The 17682-nt window shown below is 66.8% G+C and carries 17 protein-coding genes and 1 pseudogene; 10 read left to right on the plus strand and 8 right to left on the minus strand.

Features of this window, described 5'->3' with window-relative positions; all coding sequences use genetic code 11:
- Positions 1-51: 51 nt before the first annotated feature.
- Positions 52-537, minus strand: coding sequence for a BON domain-containing protein (locus BUS12_RS20880; protein WP_074298907.1), 486 nt, complete (start codon positions 535-537; stop codon positions 52-54).
- A gap of 201 nt (positions 538-738) precedes the next feature.
- On the opposite strand from BUS12_RS20880, the gene BUS12_RS20885 reads away from it, so the two are divergent.
- The 3 genes from BUS12_RS20885 to BUS12_RS20895 all read left to right on the plus strand — a co-directional run bounded on the left by BUS12_RS20885 (position 739) and on the right by BUS12_RS20895 (position 3329).
- Positions 739-1866 carry an acyl-CoA dehydrogenase family protein gene (locus BUS12_RS20885; RefSeq protein WP_074298909.1) on the plus strand — a complete coding sequence of 376 codons (1128 nt, stop codon included), beginning with the start codon at positions 739-741 and terminating at the stop codon, positions 1864-1866.
- A 123-nt stretch (positions 1867-1989) separates the two neighbouring features.
- Positions 1990-2589: a class I SAM-dependent methyltransferase gene (locus BUS12_RS20890; protein WP_074298911.1), complete on the plus strand. Its 600-nt coding sequence runs from the start codon at positions 1990-1992 to the stop codon at positions 2587-2589.
- Positions 2586-3329: a glycosyltransferase family 2 protein gene (locus tag BUS12_RS20895; protein ID WP_083640534.1), complete on the plus strand. Its 744-nt coding sequence runs from the start codon at positions 2586-2588 to the stop codon at positions 3327-3329. Before BUS12_RS20890 ends, BUS12_RS20895 begins: the two co-directional genes overlap by 4 nt.
- A 1-nt stretch (position 3330) precedes the next feature.
- Here BUS12_RS20895 and BUS12_RS20900 read toward each other — a convergent pair whose 3' ends face one another.
- Genes BUS12_RS20900 through BUS12_RS20910 form a run of 3 tightly spaced genes read right to left on the minus strand, consistent with a single transcriptional unit; the run spans position 3331 to position 5703 of the window.
- The gene (locus BUS12_RS20900; protein WP_074298913.1) at positions 3331-3870 is read right to left on the minus strand and encodes an ankyrin repeat domain-containing protein; all 540 of its coding nucleotides are present in this window, start codon (positions 3868-3870) and stop codon (positions 3331-3333) included.
- Positions 3871-3927: 57 nt separating this feature from the next.
- A complete protein-coding gene (locus tag BUS12_RS20905; RefSeq protein WP_074298916.1) occupies positions 3928-4728 on the minus strand; it encodes an SH3 domain-containing protein in 801 nt (266 codons plus the stop codon).
- Between the two features lie 60 nt (positions 4729-4788).
- A complete protein-coding gene (locus BUS12_RS20910; RefSeq protein ID WP_074298918.1) occupies positions 4789-5703 on the minus strand; it encodes a LysR family transcriptional regulator in 915 nt (304 codons plus the stop codon).
- Between the two features lie 231 nt (positions 5704-5934).
- On the opposite strand from BUS12_RS20910, the gene BUS12_RS20915 reads away from it, so the two are divergent.
- The 3 genes from BUS12_RS20915 to BUS12_RS20925 all read left to right on the plus strand — a co-directional run bounded on the left by BUS12_RS20915 (position 5935) and on the right by BUS12_RS20925 (position 8304).
- Positions 5935-6708 (plus strand): SDR family NAD(P)-dependent oxidoreductase, encoded by a 774-nt coding sequence (locus tag BUS12_RS20915; protein WP_074298920.1) that lies wholly within the window; start codon positions 5935-5937, stop codon positions 6706-6708.
- A 172-nt stretch (positions 6709-6880) separates the two neighbouring features.
- Positions 6881-7027, plus strand: coding sequence for a DUF3096 domain-containing protein (locus tag BUS12_RS20920; RefSeq protein WP_074264617.1), 147 nt, complete (start codon positions 6881-6883; stop codon positions 7025-7027).
- 275 nt (positions 7028-7302) lie between these two features.
- Entirely contained in the window at positions 7303-8304 is a 1002-nt protein-coding gene (locus BUS12_RS20925; protein ID WP_083640536.1) for a phosphatase PAP2 family protein, read from the plus strand.
- A 1-nt stretch (position 8305) separates the two neighbouring features.
- Here the strand turns inward: BUS12_RS20925 and mdtD are convergent, their stop codons facing one another.
- Positions 8306-9790, minus strand: a complete 1485-nt coding sequence (gene mdtD / locus BUS12_RS20930; protein ID WP_143788417.1) for a multidrug transporter subunit MdtD — start codon at positions 9788-9790, stop codon at positions 8306-8308.
- 65 nt (positions 9791-9855) lie between these two features.
- Here mdtD and BUS12_RS20935 point away from each other — a divergent pair, with 65 nt between their 5' ends.
- Entirely contained in the window at positions 9856-10716 is an 861-nt protein-coding gene (locus tag BUS12_RS20935; RefSeq protein WP_074298923.1) for a LysR family transcriptional regulator, read from the plus strand.
- Between the two features lie 118 nt (positions 10717-10834).
- On the opposite strand, the gene BUS12_RS20940 is transcribed toward BUS12_RS20935, so the two are convergent.
- Positions 10835-11485 (minus strand): hypothetical protein, encoded by a 651-nt coding sequence (locus BUS12_RS20940; RefSeq protein WP_074298925.1) that lies wholly within the window; start codon positions 11483-11485, stop codon positions 10835-10837.
- A 257-nt stretch (positions 11486-11742) separates the two neighbouring features.
- On the opposite strand from BUS12_RS20940, the pseudogene BUS12_RS20945 reads away from it, so the two are divergent.
- Both BUS12_RS20945 and BUS12_RS20950 read left to right on the plus strand, forming a co-directional pair.
- Positions 11743-12756, plus strand: a pseudogene (locus BUS12_RS20945) (D-cysteine desulfhydrase family protein).
- Positions 12757-12949: 193 nt separating this feature from the next.
- Positions 12950-14515 (plus strand): methyl-accepting chemotaxis protein, encoded by a 1566-nt coding sequence (locus BUS12_RS20950; protein WP_074301612.1) that lies wholly within the window; start codon positions 12950-12952, stop codon positions 14513-14515.
- Positions 14516-14626: 111 nt separating this feature from the next.
- Here the strand turns inward: BUS12_RS20950 and BUS12_RS20955 are convergent, their stop codons facing one another.
- Entirely contained in the window at positions 14627-15499 is an 873-nt protein-coding gene (locus BUS12_RS20955; protein ID WP_074298927.1) for a DMT family transporter, read from the minus strand.
- Between the two features lie 112 nt (positions 15500-15611).
- Complete coding sequence (locus tag BUS12_RS20960) at positions 15612-16526, minus strand: LysR family transcriptional regulator (RefSeq protein ID WP_074298929.1); 915 nt, start codon at positions 16524-16526, stop codon at positions 15612-15614.
- 157 nt (positions 16527-16683) lie between these two features.
- On the opposite strand from BUS12_RS20960, the gene bla reads away from it, so the two are divergent.
- Complete coding sequence (bla, locus tag BUS12_RS20965) at positions 16684-17571, plus strand: class A beta-lactamase (RefSeq protein WP_074298931.1); 888 nt, start codon at positions 16684-16686, stop codon at positions 17569-17571.
- Positions 17572-17682: the final 111 nt, after the last annotated feature.

The following is a 17682-nucleotide window of genomic DNA, read 5'->3' on the forward strand; positions in this document are numbered from 1 at the left end:
GACCTGCGTGCCCGTGCTGTGGTGTATCCCCACGCCGGGGCGCGACGGTGCTCAGACGCGCTTGCCGTGTCGCCCTTGGGCAGCGCCGCCGGCCTTGAGGGTGGTGTGGTCGGATACGCCCGCCACGCCGAACAGACGGCTGACATCCTCTAGCGCGGCCGCCTTCTGCTCGCCCCGGTCAAGCTGACCGACCAGCGTGATCCACCCGTGTTCCACCTTGACCTTGAGCGCGTTCTGCGGCACCCAGGCGTCCCAGGCAAGGCGCGTCAGCGCTTGCGCGGCGATCTCGTCATCGCGCAACCTGGCCGTGCCCGCGGCGCGAATCTCCACCGCCACGACCACCGCTTTGACCTCCTTGAGCCGCAACGTGGCAGCCTCGGCGCGATGCTTCTCGTCGGCGTGCTGCACGTGGCCCAGCAGCGTCACGATGCCGGCCTGCGCGATAGCGCCGACGCGGCCCGCCGGCATGCCAGCCGCGCTTAACTCGGCCATGACCGCGCGTTGCAATGCCTCGTCGTTGGAAAGGACGTGTTTCATCGAGCTCGAATCTCCTTCATGCGGCGTCGCCCGGTGGGGGAAAGAACGTCCGGCAAACGTAGTTCTCCATTATGCGAGCTTCGCTCGCGCCGCGCTGGGTGAGTGAAATGCAGGGCGGGGCACGTCGCTTGCGGAGACCCGGCAAGCGCTGCGGTTCCCCAACGGCCGCGCAGTCCAGTCGAAGCGGTCAAGGGAGGCCAGATGCTCGATACCCGTATTCGTGCAGCCGATCACGAGGCAAGGCGACGTACCCATGACGCCACGCCCGACGATGACGTCATCGCCGAAAATCATCAGGACTCTGTAAAAAATCCACTGGATGCGCTCGAAGCATTCCTGGCGCGCGCGTCCTTCGACACGTCGGATCCCGCCGCGCTCGGCGCGATGCTGGGGCAGATGGTCGACGCAGGATACGATCGCGTGCCCTTGCCGGGCAGCGGCGAAACGCTCGCACGATGGCGCGCGCTGGCGTCGGTAGCCGCCCGCGATCTCGGTCTCGTCAAGCTGTTCGAAGGCCATACGGATGCGCTCGCGATCCTCGCTGAACTGGGCGCGCCCGCGCTGCCTGCCGGCAGCCGCTGGGGCGTCTGGGCTGCCGAAGCCCCTGGCGCACGCGTGCTGGCCACGCCGCTCGCGGACGGTCAACTGCGGCTGACGGGCACCAAAGCGTGGTGCTCCGGCGCGCATGCCGTGAGCCACGCGCTGGTGACGGCGTGGCTCGGCGACCAACCGGTGCTGGCCGCGCTCGCCCTGGATCAACCCTCGATCTCGATCTCCACTTGCCACTGGCACGCGGTCGGCATGCGCGCCACGGCGAGCGGCGACGTCACGTTCAACGAGACGCCGGCGCGTCAGCTCGGCGCACCGCACGGCTACGTGCGACGGGCCGGCTTCTGGCAGGGCGGCGCGGGCATTGCCGCGTGCTGGTACGGCGCGGCGGCGGGCGTCGCCGGCATGATGGCCGGGGCGGTGGCCGCTCGCCCGGATGCGCATCGTCTTGCGCATATGGGTGCGGTCGAGGTCGCGCTGGCAGGAGCGGCGGCGGTGCTGCGCGCCACGGCGGCGCAGATCGACGCGCATCCCGCCGACGAGCTCATGAGCGCAGCCTTGCGCGCGCGGCTCGTGGTGGAAGCGGCGGCCACCACGGTGATGGACCACGCAGGCCGGGCGCTCGGCGCGGCGCCGCTGTGCCGCAACGAACGGTTTGCGCGGGCGATGGCCGACCTGCCGGTGTTCCTCAGACAAAGCCACGCGGAGCGCGACCTCGCCGCGCTCGGCGAACGCTCGCTGGAACAGCGCGGCGACGGCGGCGATCCGTGGGCGCTTTAAGACGGGGCGCGTAGCCGCGGGCGGCATGCCAGACGTGCCGGACGTGCCAGACGTGCCGGACGTGCAGGGTGCGTCCTCAGCCATACAGCGATAGACCGCAAGCTAGATAACAAGGAGTCCGACATGATTGCTTCCAACGGCTACTTCGACGCACTCTACGAAGCCTGCGACGACCCGTGGGGCTTTCGCAACCGCTGGTACGAGCGTCGCAAGCGCCTGCTGACGCTGGCATTGTTGCCGCGCGAGCGCTACCGGCGCGCCTTCGAGCCGGGTTGCGGCAACGGCGAGCTTTCGGCGCAGCTTGCCGAACGCTGCGACAGCCTGCTCGCGGCCGATCTGAACGAGACGGCGGTGCATCTCGCCACGGAACGCGTGGCGGCACTGCCCCAGGTGCGCGTCGAACGCCGCAGCGTGCCGTGCGACTGGCCCGACGGCGCCTTCGATCTGATCGTGATCAGCGAACTCGCCTATTACCTCGCCACAGCCGAACTGGAACAACTGGCCGAACGTATCAAAACCTCGCTCACGCCCGATGGCACCTTGCTGGCCTGTCATTGGCGGCGGCCATTCGATGCCGCGCCGCAATCGGCGGCTAGCGTGCATGCCTTGCTCGACGCGCGCTGCGGACTCACGCGGCTCGTGCGTCACGAAGAGCCGGACGTGCTGCTCGACGTGTGGTCGCATGATTCGCGCTCGGTGGCGGAGCAAGAGGGGCTCGCATGATCGGCGTCGTCATCCCCGCACACAATGAAGAGGCGCTGCTCGCCCATTGCCTCGCGGCAATCCGCGCCGCCGCATGCGATCCGGCGCTGGTGGGCGAGGCGGTGCGCACGGTCGTGGTCCTCGACGACTGCACGGACCGCACCGCCGAAATCGCCCGGCACGGCGGTGTCGAAACCCTCGCGTTGCAGGCGCGCAATGTCGGCGTCGCGCGCGCCGCCGGTGCGCAGCGCTTGCTCGAGGCGGGCGCCCGCTGGCTGGCGTTTACCGATGCCGACAGCCGCGTCTCGCCCGGCTGGCTCGCGGCGCAGTTGTCGCTCGGGGCGGATGCGGTGTGCGGCTCGATCTGCGTCGACGACTGGACGGCGCATTCGCCAGACCTGCGCGACTATTTCCGGCGCACGTATCGGGACGCGGACGGCCACCGGCATGTGCACGGCGCGAATCTTGGCGTGTCGGCTGAGGCTTATCGGCGCGCCGGCGGCTTCGCGCCGCTTGCCTGCAGCGAGGATGTCGCGTTGGTGGAGCAGTTGCTGGCGACCGGCGCGCAGATCGCATGGAGCGCGGCGCCGCGCGTCACGACGAGTGCGCGGCGCGCGAGCCGGGCGCGGGGCGGCTTCGGCGATACGCTGCGGGCGTGGGCCGCGCATCTGGCGCTCGAGCGTGCGCCGGACCCGGCGGCAGCGGAGCGGGACCACGAGCCGGTCTTCGCCCCGGGTCTGGATACAGCCCTGGACCCCTGAATCAGGAACGCGCCTTGGCGAGTTGCGCCGGCGTATCGGGCGCGCCCATGCGGTTGGCGGCATCGAGCGGCGTGACGCCTGACGCGTCGCGCGCCTGCGGATTGGCGCCATGGGCGATCAGCAGGTCGACAATCTCCGTACGGTTGAACATCGCGGCAATCATCAACGCGGTACGGCCGTCGGGCGAGGCCCCTTCGACATCCGCGCCCGCAGCCAGCAGTGTTTCGACCACTTCCTTGAAGCCCTTGAACGCCGCGCCGGCAATCGGGCTCTGGCCGTTGTCGTTGCGCAGGTTCGCATCGGCGCCGAGCTCGGCGAGCGTGCGCACGGCCTCGGCATGGCCGTGATAGCTCGCCAGCATCAGCAGGCTGTCGCCTTTCTCATTGCGCAGGTTGGGCGGCACGCCTTTTTTGATGACTGCCGCCAGTGTGGCTGCATCGCCGCGCCGCGCGAGATCGAACACTTCTTGCGCGACGGCCTGCAGGTCAGGATCGAGGTCGGCCGGGGCGGGCGTTTGGGAGGGATTGAGTTCGTCGGTCAAGGTGGGCTCCGTGCCATGAGATCGTTGGGGGGCAGCGTTGGGCATCGCGCTGCGACGTTACTGCGACTGCGGCGGTTCCCGGCGTCCCTCATTGGGCTGCCCGCGCCCCTGTGGCTGGGCCTGGGGCTGAGGTTGCGGACGCGGCTGCGGCTGGGCCGGCGGTCGGCCGCCGTATTGCTGCTGCGGCGCCTGTTGCGGCGCGGGTCCGCCGTGCGGCACAGGCACCGGTCCGGCGTTGGGGCGATAGACCGGCTGCCCTTGCCCTTGCATTGGCGGCGGATAGGGCGCGCCCTGGTTCGGGTGCGGCTGGCCCGGCGCTCCATACGGATGCCCCTGGTACGGCGGCGGCTGATTGGGATGCCCGCCTGGATAGCCCGGCGGCCCGCCGTGGCGCCAGCGGTCGCGGTCGCCGTACCACGGCCTGCCGTGATAATAGTTGTCCCAGTAGGAGTCGATCGAGAACACGACGACCGGCAAGCCGATCACCGCGCCATAACTGGGCAGCGGCACGTAGTTGCCTTCGTACGCATAGGTGAGTGCGCCGCCGTAGACCCAGCCGCGCAGGTCGTCGAGCGCGACGTCGCACCATTCGTAGCCGCTGACGCAGCCCATCACCTCGACCGGCTGATTGGGCGCGAGACCGGTGACCACGGGATAGTCGTCGCCGGGTCCGGCCATCAGGTTGACGGGCTGATTCGTGACGGCCTGCACTTGCGCGAAGGCGAGGCAAGGCAGCGAAAGCAGCGCGGCCAGTGCCGCACGAGTGGTGAGCCTGAGCGCGGCGGGCTGTGGAGTACGCCGCGCGCCGGGCCGTGCAACAAGCCGGGTATTAAGCCGCGCATAAAGCCGATTAGGCATGAGAGTCGCGCCTTGGGACGCTGTAGTCGTGGAACGGTCAGGTTAGCAGATGGGCGGCGCTTATGCAGTGGCTCCGGTCAGCGACACGATGAATTCGAAGAACGCCCGCACCTTGGCGGGCGGGTGATGCCGCGACGGGTACAGCGCGTACAGCGGATAGCGCTCGTCGCCCCAGTCGGGGAACAGTTCCTTGACCTTGCCCTGGGCGAGCAGCGTCTCGGCGCCGAGGCCGAGAATCTGCGCGATCCCTTGACCCGCCGTGCAGGCGCTGTGCAGGGTGCCGACGTCGTTGACGGTCAGCCGGCCCGGCGGCGAGATCACCACGCGTTTGCGTCCACGGTGAAACTCCCAGGTAAAGGGCGAACCCGTTTCCGGGTCGCGAAACTTGATGCAGACGTGGCGGCCGCTTTCGAGGTCGGCAGGCGCAACCGGATGTCCGTATTTCTTCAGATACGACGGCGCGGCGACAGTCAGGATGCGGGTGTCGAGCAACTTGCGTGCGATCAGCGTCGAGGCACGCGGCTCGCCGAAACGGATCGCCAGATCGAAGCCGTCGGCGACCATATCGCCGAGCGCGTCGCGCGTCACCAGTTCGAGTTGCAGATCGGGATGCTGGTCCATGAAGGCGCCGAGGCGCGGTCCAAGCACGAGGCGCGAGAAGAACGGATCGATGGTCACGCGCAGCCGCCCGCGGACCGCTGTGGCGCCGTGTGCCGCCGAGGACGCCGCTTCCTCGAGTCCGCCCAGCAGCGGCACGATCTGTTCGTAGAAACGCCGGCCTTCGTCGGTGAGCGTGACCGAGCGCGTCGTGCGATCGAACAGACGGATGCCGAGCCGCGCTTCGAGGCGAGCGATCGAGCGGCTCACGCCGGACTGCGACATGTCGAGCGCATTGCCCGCGGCGGCGAAACTGCCGCTATCGACGATCGCCGTGAGGACGCCCATGCCGTTCAGTATGCGTTCGTCGAATGGCATGGTCATGCTCCTGTGTCATGGATGGGGTGGGGGTGATGCTAACGCGAAATGCCTTGCCGCAGCGGCATTTGCAATACCTGGTTCATGACAGGCTGTCATGGTCGACATGATCCGCCGGCTCTCGCTCAACGGTGCGCCGGCCGCTAAGCTGGACGTCGTTGCGCCTCACGGTTCGGTTCAACGCAGGCGCAGAATTCCTCTTCATCCGTTCGATTCGTCAAGGAAGGCATCATGTCACGCATTTTCATTACCGGCTCCGCGGACGGCCTCGGCCAGATGGCGGCCCGTTTGCTGATCGACGCCGGACACGAAGTCGTGCTGCACGGCCGCAACGCAGCCCGCGCGCAGGCTGCGCTAAAAGCCGCGCCGGGCGCAAAGGAGGCACTGCACGGCGATCTGTCGAGCATCGCGCAAACTCTCGCGCTTGCCGATCAGGTCAACCGGTTCGGCCGCTTCGACGCCGTCATTCACAACGCAGCGGTGGGCTACCGCGAGCCGCGCCGCATCGCAACCGTCGACGGCTTGCCGCATGTGTTCGCCGTCAATACGCTCGCGCCATACCTCCTCACCGCGCTGATCGACAAGCCCCAGCGGCTGGTCTATCTGAGTTCCGGGCTGCACCGGCAGGGCGACGCCACGCTGCAGGACCTCACCTGGGAGAAGCGCCCGTGGCAAGGCACCCAGGCCTACTCGGATTCGAAGCTGCACGACGCGCTGCTCGCATTTGCGGTGGCGCGCCGCTGGCCGCAGGTGCGGTCGACTGCGCTCGAACCTGGCTGGGTGGCGACCAAGATGGGCGGAGCCGAAGCGCCCGACGATCTGGATGCCGCACCGAAAACCCAGGTGTGGCTCGCCGTGAGCGACGAACCCGCGGCGAAAGTGAGCGGCGAGTATTTCTATCACATGAAGCCGCGCGAGCCGCATCCGGTCGTGCATGACGCGTCGGTGCAGGAACGTTTGCTCGACGCCTGCGAGCGGCTTTCGGGCGTTCGTCTGCCGGATTGAGTCTGGGTGCGGCACGATTGCGCCGGCACCAGGGAGCAGGCACGCGGATTGCTGACACAGAGGCAACGTTCGCCGCTGCGCGAACCGATGCGCTGCATCTGCGGCGGGACGAGCCGGGTCGCCGGCCCGCCGCCGCGCGGCCTTTTCCGCTTTCGATCCTGGAGAACAAAACATGCATATCGTGACGAACGTGGGCCCGCTCGCGGCGCTGATCGCCGGCATTCTGATCCTCGTCGTGCCGCGCCTGCTTAACTACATCGTGGCGCTTTATCTGATCATCATTGGCCTGCTGGGGCTGTTCGGCGATCATATTCGTTGATCGACCGGCGGATGCCGGCATCGCGCCGGCATCCGGTCATTCGCTTTCACCAGCAATAGCACTGGCGCTCGCTCGCCACACACCGCGTGTCATGCGGCGCGTCGGCCTCGTCTCAAGCTTTCCACCCGCTTGCCGTTGTAAAGTATGCTTGCCCTGGCACAAGCCGCTCGCGGTCAGCTCGCCGTCAAGCGCAGTGCGCTGCCGTGAGCCAACCGCGCGGCAACGGCCGGCTTCGAACGAAAACAATATCGCGACTCCAACGTAAAACGATAGAGATGCTCGAGACCCTGTCGAAACCTCTTGTCCCTGACGAGCGCAGCGCACGCTCCCCGGCATTGCTCTGGAAGCGCTATGCGCTGTGCTCGGCGATGCTGAGCGTGCTGCTCGCGATCGACCTCGTCTGGCTCCACGTGGGCGGCTATTCGGTGCAGGAGAGCAGTCTCGTCACAGCGGCGAAAACCATCGGCATGCTGCTAGGCGTCGCCGCAGGTCTCGCCGGCTTCGCGAAGATCCCGCGCTACCGCCTCGCGACGCAAAAGTTTCGCTACCCCGAGGCGGCGCGCATGCTGGTGTGGCTGGTGTTGTTGCTGTGCTTTATGGCGGTGGCGGGCGTCCTGTCTTATCTGTGCGTCACCGTCAATGCGCCGGTGATCGACGCAAGCCTGATCCGTTTCGATCAGGCGCTCGGCTTCGACTGGCTCGGCGTTTATCGTTGGACCCGCGAGCACGCCGCTGTGCAGCGCGTGCTGTCGTTCGCTTATGACAGCGGCGGCTGGCAGTTGATCGGCATTCCGGCAATCCTGGGCCTGCTTGGCCGCGACGAGGCGCTCGCGGACTTCGTCATGCTGCTGATCCTGTCGAGCATCCTGCTGTTGCTGGTGTCCACGCCGTTCCCGGCGACGAGCGCCTATGTGCACTTCAACGTCGCGGATCCGAAGCTGCTGGCGACCGTGTCGGACTTCGAGCGGCTGCGTAACGGCACACTGCGGCAGTTCGATCTGACGAAGATTCAGGGACTCGTTTCGTTCCCGTCGTTTCACACCGCACTGGGCGTTTTTTTCGTGTACTCGGTGAGGCGCGTCCGTGTCCTGTTCCCGATCATTGCGGCGCTCGACGTGGCGATGGTGATCTCCACGCCGACGCAAGGCGGGCACTACCTGGTGGATGTTTTCGGCGGATTGATACTCGCGTTCGCGACCGTTCAGATCGTCGCGCGCATGCCGGGAACGCGCACCGTCGAGCGCACGCGTTCGGGAGCGAACGCGGCGGCCGGCTAGATCAACGCCCCGCGCTGGGCGCCGCGCGACCGACCGTTGCGGGCACAACCGCTGCGTCTTCGAGCCGCCGGAACACCAGCGCCGACACCAGCGTGATCACTCCGACGCACACGAAGCTCAAGCGGAAGCCCATGGCGGGCGAGCCGAGCTGCGCGGAGAACAGGTTCACCAGGCCGCCGCCGATCGATACGCCGAGCCCCATCGCCAGCATCTGCACCATCGAAAACAGGCTATTGCCGCTGCCCGCGTCTTCGTGCGAGAGGCCCTTCAGCGTGACGCTGTTCATCGCCGCGAACTGCATCGAGTTGGCCGCGCCGAACACGGCCAGCACCGCGATTTCGACGACGAGCGGCGTGCCGCGCGAGATCAGTGCGAACGCAACGATCGCCGAGCCGACGATCACGGTATTCACCAGCAGGAAAGTGTCGTAACCGTAACGCCGGATGAGCGGCGCGATCCAGCGCTTGGCGACGGTGCCGGCCAGTGCGGCGGGCAGCATCATCATGCCGGAATGCAGCGGCGTATAGCCGAGTTCCAGTTGCATCAGAAGCGGCAGCAGGAAGGGCACCGCACTCGAACCGATGCGGCACACCAGATTGCCGATCAGGCCGACGCTGAAGTTAGGTTCGCTAAACAGTTTGAGCTTGAACAGCGGATTGGCGCGGCGCTTCGCATACGGCACATAGGCGAGCGCGGCAACCAGACCGAGCACGAACAGACCGGTGGCCCAGGCGGCGCGGTGCGTCTGCACCGGCGTTTCCACCGCCAGCGAGAACGCGATCATGCACAGCGAGAGCAGGGCGCAGCCGGCGAAATCGAAAGGCGGCGCGGCGGATGACGTACTGCGCGGCAGATAGCGATTCACCGCGAACAGGCCGACTGCCCCGATGGGCACGTTGATCAGGAAAATCCAATGCCAGGAAATGGCCTCGACGAACCAGCCGCCGAGCGTCGGTCCGACAATCGGCCCCACCTGGCCCGCGACCGAAATGAACGCCAGCGCCGACACATATTGCTCGCCAGTCACGCTGCGTAACACGGCAAGGCGTCCAATGGGCAACAGCATCGAACCGCCGACGCCTTGCAGCACCCGCGCCATCACCAGTTGTCCCAGCGTATGGGCGCTCGAGCAGCAGAGCGAGCCGAGCACGAAGATCAGGATGGCGGCGAAATAGACCCGGCGCGTGCCGAAGCGGTCGGCGAGCCAGCCGGAGGCGGGCGTCAGCATCGCCATGGTCAGCGTGTAGGCGACGATCACCGGCTGCATGGCCAGCGGCTTTCCGTGCAGGCTGTGGGCGATGGAGGGCAGCGCAGTGTTGACGATCGTGGTGTCGAGCGACTGCATGAAAAAGCCGGCAGCGACGATCCAGAGCAACGCAGTCTGGCTTGAATCCTTACTCATGTGAACTTTTGGGCGAGCGGCGCGCCCCCGGCAATGAGGGCCGATGCGACGCAATAGTGGGGTATGTCGCCATGATATTGACATACGCATCAATCGGGAACCCCACTAAGGACATTGACTGTTATCGCCATTGCCGATAACAATGCCGCATGCTCAATCCCATCTGGCTCAAGACTTTCGCCGCCGTGGCCGCCTGTCACAGCTTCACGGAAGCGGGGCGGCAACTCGGCCTCACGCAGTCCAGCGTGAGCGAGCACATTCGCCGTCTGGAACAGGAAATCGGCCGGCGGCTGTTGGTGCGCGACACCCATTCGCTGGCCATGACGCCTGACGGCGAGGCCATGCTCGCGCATGCCAGCGTGATCCTGCAGGCCCTCTCGCGGGCGGAATCGCAGTTTCGCGCGCCGCGCCTGAAGGGCCGCGTGCGCCTCGGATCCTCGGACGACATTGCGCTCGGTCCGCTGCCCACCGTGCTCGCGGCGTTTCGCAACGCGCATCCGGATGTGGAGCTGGAAATCACCATCGGCATGACGGGCAGGCTCTATGAGCTGCTGGACGCGGGTTCGATCGACCTGCTGGTCGGCAAGCGGCGGCTGGGCGACCGGCGCGGCGTGCCGCTATTCACCGGGCGGCTGGAGTGGCTGGCCCGTACCGGCACGCTGGTGGACATGAGCCAGCCGCTGCCGCTGATCCTCGTGGCCGAGCCCAGCGTGACGCGCGCAGTGGTGCTCGATGCGCTCGCCGAGGCGGGCTTTAGCTGGCAGGTGGTGTGCACGAGCAGCAGCCACTCGGGCTGCATTGCGGCGGCGCGCGGCGGTCTCGGCATCACCGTGCGACCGCACTATCTGACCGCGCGCGGGCTGGCGCCGCCCGTCAACAATGCCAGCCTGCCCACCTTGCCGGATGTGGAGTTCATCGCGCTGGCCGCAAAGCGGCTCAGCCGGCCGGCGGGCACGCTGCTGCAGCTCTTGCACGATAGCGACCTGCGCGGGTCGTGGATCGGGGAGTAGGGTTAGTGGCGCGCAAGGTGCACAAGGCGCGCAAGGTGCGCAAGGTGCGCAAGGTGCGCAAGGTGCACAAGGCGCGAAGAATGCGCGTCGTACCTGAACTGCGCGTAGTGGCCGCGCATCATGTGCCGACGGTTGCCACCCGCGGCCGGGTATTGCGCTCGATGGCCAGCAGGATCAACAGCAACGTCAGGACGCCGATCAACGCCACCAGCGCGGCCGCAGAGATCAGATAACGCTGGTCGCGCCCGGCGAGACTCGCTTCTTCGTTTTGCGCTGCGCCGATACGGTCGAGCTTCAGGCGCGCGTATTCGGTCATCGCGGCGGCCACATAACGCTGGCGGTTATCCCATTCCCACGACGCGGCATGCTGGGTGGCGCGCGCCACCACCGTCGACAGTTCGTCGAGAAACCCCTGGCGGGCGGCCACCGGCACATTGCCGAGCCAGGTGTTGAGGACCGGCTGGCTGGCATCGTCGCTCAGCAAGGCGGCCTGCAACGCCGGCGGAATCACGAAGCCGGCGGCGTTGGGCACCTGCACACCGGAGTCGGGCTGGCTCGACAGCAGGTCGTTGGCGTTTTCGGCACCGGGAATGCGCGCGAGCACGTCGGTGGCGGCGACGCCGGGATCGAGCGACACCGGGGCGCTGCGCGCGTCGACCGAGATTTCGGCGACGTCGATGGCGACCACCGCCAGTGCAGCGACGAGCAGAGTCAGACAGACGACCCGCACCGTGCCCAGAAAATAGCGTTTCTCAATGATTTGGCCCATGGCGATTCCAGCTCCCGTAGCGGTGAATGTTATCCATGCACGCCCGTGGTTGTTTCGACAGGCGTGTGCTTACGATTCGCAAACGGCTTGAGCGCCTCTCCGGGCGCCTGCCATGCCGAACGGCCAGTTCGACAGACCGACGCGGGCAGGGTTTCACCGCCGCGGCAAAAATGGCCGGCTCGCCGCCCGCCTGCGCGCATGGCGGGAGTCTCGACTATGATGTTTTGCGCCACGTTTTTTCCACACGGATCCCCACGATGTCGACCGCTCCCACTCTTCAGCTTGACCGCTTTCCCTGCTTCTCCCTGCTCGAAGGACCCACGCCCATCCAGCATCTCGCGCGTCTCTCGAAATAGCTCGGCGGCGCCGATGTGTTCGTCAAACGCGACGACCTGAACGGCCTCGGCGGTGGCGGCAACAAGCTGCGCAAGCTCGAATTCCTGGTCGGCGAGGCGCTGGCGCGCGGCGCCGATACGATCATCACCGTGGGCGCACGTCAGTCGAATCACGCGCGGCTGACGGCCGCCGCCGCGGCGCGCGCCGGCCTGCAGTGCGAACTGGTGTTGACGCGCCTCGTGCCGCGGCATGACGCCGATTACCTGGAGAACGGCAACATCCTGCTCGATAGCCTGTTCGGCGCTCATGTGCACGATCTGCCGGGCAGCGCCAATGCATTGGCGTTCGCCGAAGCACGCGCCGCTGAGTTGCGCGCGCAAGGCCGCAATGTGTATGTCTGCCCGTTAGGCGGATCGAGTCCGGTGGGCTGTCTCGGCTATGCGAATTGCGCTGCGGAGATCGTCGCGCAAGCGGACGCGTTGAACGTGTCGTTCGACGCCATCGTCGGACCGAACGGCAGCGGCGGCATGCATGCGGGACTGGTCGCGGGGATGGCCGCGCTCGGCCGGGCCACGCCGCCGATCGTCGGGTACGGGGTCTACGGCGAGGCCGGGGCCGCGCGTGCCGCGACGCTCGACAAGGCCAATCAGACCGTCCGGCTGATCGACCCGGCGCTCAGCATCGCCAGTGAAGCGGTCGTCGTCGACGGCGGCCACCTCGGCGAAGGTTACGGCATCCCCACCGACGGCATGCTTCACGCAGTCCGTCTGCTGGCTTCGACCGAAGGCCTCCTGCTCGACCCCGTGTACGGCGGTAAGGCGTTTGCCGGCCTCTTGCACGCCCTCGAAACCGGCGTGTATCGCGCCGGCCAACGCGTGCTGTTCGTCATGACGGGCGGCTTGCCGGGGCTGTATGCGTATCGCAGCGCGTTCTGACGCTCGCGGCGCCGTCAAACGCACGCCACACATTCTCAAAATTGTTTTTGCAGCGCCCGGCGAGTCGTTATACTTTCCAAATACGATACATTGTTCCATATAAGGAACAAAACGACCAAAACAAGCGGCGACGATGCCGCCTGGACGTACGCGGAGGCCGCGCGTCCAGAGCCGGGGAAGACCACCGACCATGATGACCAAGCATCTGACCATCAACCTGCGGATCGCGATCACCATCGCGTTTCTGGGCGCGCTGCTGATCGGCACGGGTGTGCTCGGCATCGTCGGCATGGCGCAAAGCAACGCCGCGCAGCGCGACGCGTATGCGGTGCATTTCGCTTCGGTGGTGGCGCTCGGCAAGTCGGGCACGGCGATGTCGCGGGCCCGCTTCGGGCTCGACTGGGCGATGAGCAACCCGCATTCGCCGCAACTGAACGCGCAACTCGACCGCGCGAGCACGCTGCTCGCCGATTCGGACAAGTGGTGGAACACCTTCCGCGATCTGCCGAAGACGCCGCCACTGCAACAGCTCACCGACGATCTCGATGCGAAGCGCACCGCCGTGCGGCGCGACGCCATCGACAAGCTGATCGGCGCGATCCGCAGCGGCGACACGAGCTGGATGGACGAGACGCGCGCCAATCATCTGATCGGCCTCTACACCGCGATGAACACGAGCCAGGGCGCGCTCGAACAGTATCTGAACCAGCAGGCCGAGGAAGCGAACGAGCGCTCGGCCGCGCGCTTTCATACGCTGCTGGCGGCGTGCCTCGCCAGCCTTGCAGTGGGTTTGACGGTGGCCTTCGTCAGTTGGCGCACCTTGCGCCGCGCCATCATGTCGCCGTTGCACGACGCGCTGCGCCAGTTCGACGCCATCGCGCGAGGCGAACTCACCACTCACGTGCCGATCCGTTCCAACGACGAAATGGCGACCCTGTTGCGCGGCCTCGCCGCCATGCAGGCGAAACTCGGCGCCACGGTGACGACGGTGCGGGCCGGCTCGCATTCGATCGCTTCGTCGACCCAGCAGATCGCCGCCGGCAATCTCGATCTGTCGCAACGCACGGAGGAGCAGGCCGCCTCGCTGGAAGAAACCGCGTCGGCGATGGAGCAGCTCACCGCCACCGTGCAACTGAACGCGGAAAACGCCCGTCATGCGAGCGAGCTGGCCTTGCGCGCTTCGGAGATGGCGGCGCGTGGACGCGATTCGGTTGGCAGCATGGTCGAGACGATGCGGGCGATTCACGCGGGCTCGTCGAAGATGACCGGCATCATCACGGCCATCGAAGCGATTGCATTCCAGACCAACATCCTCGCCTTGAACGCGGCGGTCGAAGCGGCCCGCGCCGGGGAAGAGGGCCGTGGCTTCGCGGTGGTGGCGGGCGAAGTGCGCAGCCTCGCGCAGCGGTCCGCGGCCGCGGCCAAGGAAATCGGCGCGCTGATCGTGGAATCGACCTCGCGCGTCGAGAACGGCGCGGGGCTCGTCAACGAGACGGGCGGCACGATGCAGGAGGTCGAAGCGGCGATTGCGCGGGTGGCGCGGATCGTCGGCGAGATTGCGGCCGCCTCGCAGGAGCAGAGCGAAGGCATCAAGCAGGTGAGCCTTGCCGTGACGCAGATGGACGAGGTCACGCAGCACAACGCGGCGCTGGTCGAAGAGAGTGCGGCGACCGCGAGTTCGCTGGCGGACCAGGCGCAGCAGTTGAGCGAACTGACGGCCGCGTTCAAGGTGGCCGGTGATGGGATGGCGATGGCGTGATTTTAGGCGATACGGCGAGGGGCGTGGCGCGAGGGTGCCGCCTCGTCACGATGCCTGTTCGATTGGTTTGCCGTTAGCCGTTTGTGCGGAGTGCGAAAGAGCGTGCCCGCTTCACGCGCCGCGTATCCTCATTCCACTGAATCTGCCGCTCGCGATCACGGTGCCCACCAACACGATCAGACAACCGGCGAGCATCGACGGCGTGACCGTTTCGCCAAGCAAGGCCGCGCCCCACAGCACGCCGAAAACCGGAATCAAAAACGTCACGGACGCGGCATAGGTGGAACCGGCGCGCTCGATCAATCTGAAGAACAGCAGATAAGCGACTGCGGTGCAGACCACGCCGAGCGCGACGACACAGGCCCATATCGACGCACCGATAGCGTGGCGCGGCCAGCAGGTCGCCGCGAGCGGCCACAACACCAACGCGGCGAAACACTGGCTGCCGAACGCTACGACCTGCGGCTTCACGCCGGCCAGACGGCGTTTCGAGTAGTTGACGGCGAAGCCGTAGAAGAGCGCCGCGAGCAGGGCGGCCGCGATCGCGAGCGGCACGCCCGCCGAACCCGCGCCCAGCGAATCCCACACCAGCACCACCACGCCCGCAAAACCGGTTAGCAGACCGAATATCTGCTGGCGGCCGAGCGCGACCTGAAAACCGGCTGCGGCGATCAGCGCGGCCCAGAGCGGTGTGGTTGCATTGAGGACCGAGTCCATCCCGGCGTTCACCGAGAGCGCGGCATAAGCCAGCAAACAGAAGGGCACGGCCGAATTCGTCACGCCGACGACGAACAGCGGCCATCGATGCGTGCGCAACTGCTGCCGCGCGGCAGGCGAACGCAGCACCGGCAGCATCACCAGCATGGCGATGCCGACCCGCAGCGCCATCAGCGGAATCGGACCGAATTCAGGCGCGGCAATCCGCATGAAGAGAAACGATGCGCCCCAGATGGCGGCGAGCAGAACGAGTTCGAGAAAGTTCATGGCGGGCGGTGGACACTTCTTCAGGTCGAGGGGATGCCTGGACTCTAGAGGAAGAACCGCCCGGGGTCTGGCCGGATTCGGACATGAGTATGAGGACCGGCGCGGGCGTGGTTCAGGTGAACGCCCGGACTCCCGCGGATCGCTCTTCCGCAGCAAGCGGCATGCCGCCCGCTTCCGCGAGAATCCAGTTGCGGAACAGCGCCATGGCCGGCGCCATCTGCCGCGATTTCAGCCGCGTGAGCCAGTAACTGCCCGTGCTTACCTGGGTGTCGAATGGGCACACCAGCATGCCGGCCTGCAGTTCTCGCACGAACATGCGCGGCGGCGCCAGCGCCACGCCGGCGCCTTGCACGGCGGCTTCCACCATCAGGCGCGACGAGTCGAACACCGGGCCATTGACGGTCCACGGTTCGAGTCCGGCGGCGGCGAGCCAGAGGTTCCATTCGTCGGCGCGATACGAGCGCAATAAGGTCTGCCTTGCGAGATCCGCGGGCCCGGCGAGTTGCCTGGCGATCTCCGGCGCGCACAGCACCGAGAGCGGCGCATCGAGCAACAATTCGTTGTGGGTGGCCGGCCAGGTGCCCTCGCCGAAACGAATGGCGAAGTCCAGCCCTTCCGCGGCCGGATCCACCAGATTGTTATGGGTCAGGAGCCGCAGCTCGACGAACGGATGCGCCTCGCGGAACGATTTGAGGCGCGGCATCAGCCAGCCGACCGCAAACGTCCCGACGACGCCGACCGTCAGCACCTCATGAAAATGGCCGCCTTCGAATTGCTTGAGGACGTTTTCGATGCGCCCGAATGCGTCGCTGAGGACGGGCAGCAGCGCGCGGCCTTCGTCGGTAATGCCGAGGCCGCGCGGCAGCCGCTTGAAGAGGGCGGTGCCCAGCCGCTCTTCGAGCATGCGAACCTGCTGGCTGACGGCGGCCTGCGTCACGCTCAGTTCGAGCGCCGCGCGCGTAAAGCTCAGATGACGCGCCGACGACTCGAAGGCACGCAAGGCATTGAGGGGGAGATGAGGACGCATAGGAGGTTAGCCAATAGATTTTCTTTACCCTGAGCCAAATTATCCTCGTTTGTCACGGGCTCGCAAAGGGACGATAGTCGCGTCTCCCCGGGACGCCTGCGTTCAGTCGTCCGGCCCTTCAGGCCCTTCAGCCGTTCCTCACGACGAGATGAGACCGATGACCTCTTTCGAAAACCGCCGTTCGTTGTTGCGGTTCGCCGCGACGCTTCCCTTCGCGTTCGCTTTCAAAGCACGCGCTGCCGATACGTCAGAGGCGCGTTCTGTCGAAGGCCAGCTCGCGAAGCTCGAACAGACCGCCGGCGGACGCCTCGGCGTGTCGGCGCTGAATACGGCCAACGGCACGTGGATCGGCCACCGCGCCGACGAGCGCTTCCCGTTTTGCAGCACCTTCAAGGTGATCCTGAGCGGCGCGATCCTCGCCCGCAGCACGCAGGCCGCCGGGTTCATGCAGCAACGCATTCACTACGCGCAAAGCGACGTGGTGCATTACTCGGCGGTGACCGCCGAACACATCGGCGACGGCATGACCGTAGCCGAACTCTGCGCCGCGGCAATCCAGCACAGCGACAACACGGCCGCCAATCTGCTGATCAAGCTGCTCGGCGGCACGGATGCCGTCACGGCGTATGCACGCTTGATCGGCAATGACGTATTCCGTCTCGACCGTCTGGAGACGTCGCTGAACGACGCGGTACCCGGCGATCCACGCGATACCGCAACGCCCGCTTCGATGGTGCGCAGCCTGCATACCCTGACGCTCGGCGATACCTTGCCGATCGCACAGCGTACGCAGTTACTGGACTGGCTGCGCGGCAACCAGATGGGCTCGAAGCGGATCGGCGCCGCGCTGCCTGCCGGCTGGACCATGGGCGACAAGACCGGCACCGGCGACTACGGCACGGCCAACGACCTCGCCGTGATCTGGCCGCCGTCGCGGCCACCGCTCATCCTCGGCATTTATCACACGCAGCCCGGGCAGGATGCCAAGGCGCGCGACGACGTCGTTGCGGCAGCGGCGCGCATCGTCGTGGGCGCGGTGGGTTGAGACTGCCGCAGAGCCTCCGCTTGCCCAGGAACGCGGGTTGCTCGCCGCTCGTGAAACGCTCCTACGCGCGAAGCGGCCCGCCGAGCGTACGCCAGGCGCAACCGGACGCCG

This window comes from Paraburkholderia phenazinium (genome assembly GCF_900142845.1).
GTDB classification, from domain to species: domain Bacteria; phylum Pseudomonadota; class Gammaproteobacteria; order Burkholderiales; family Burkholderiaceae; genus Paraburkholderia; species Paraburkholderia phenazinium_A.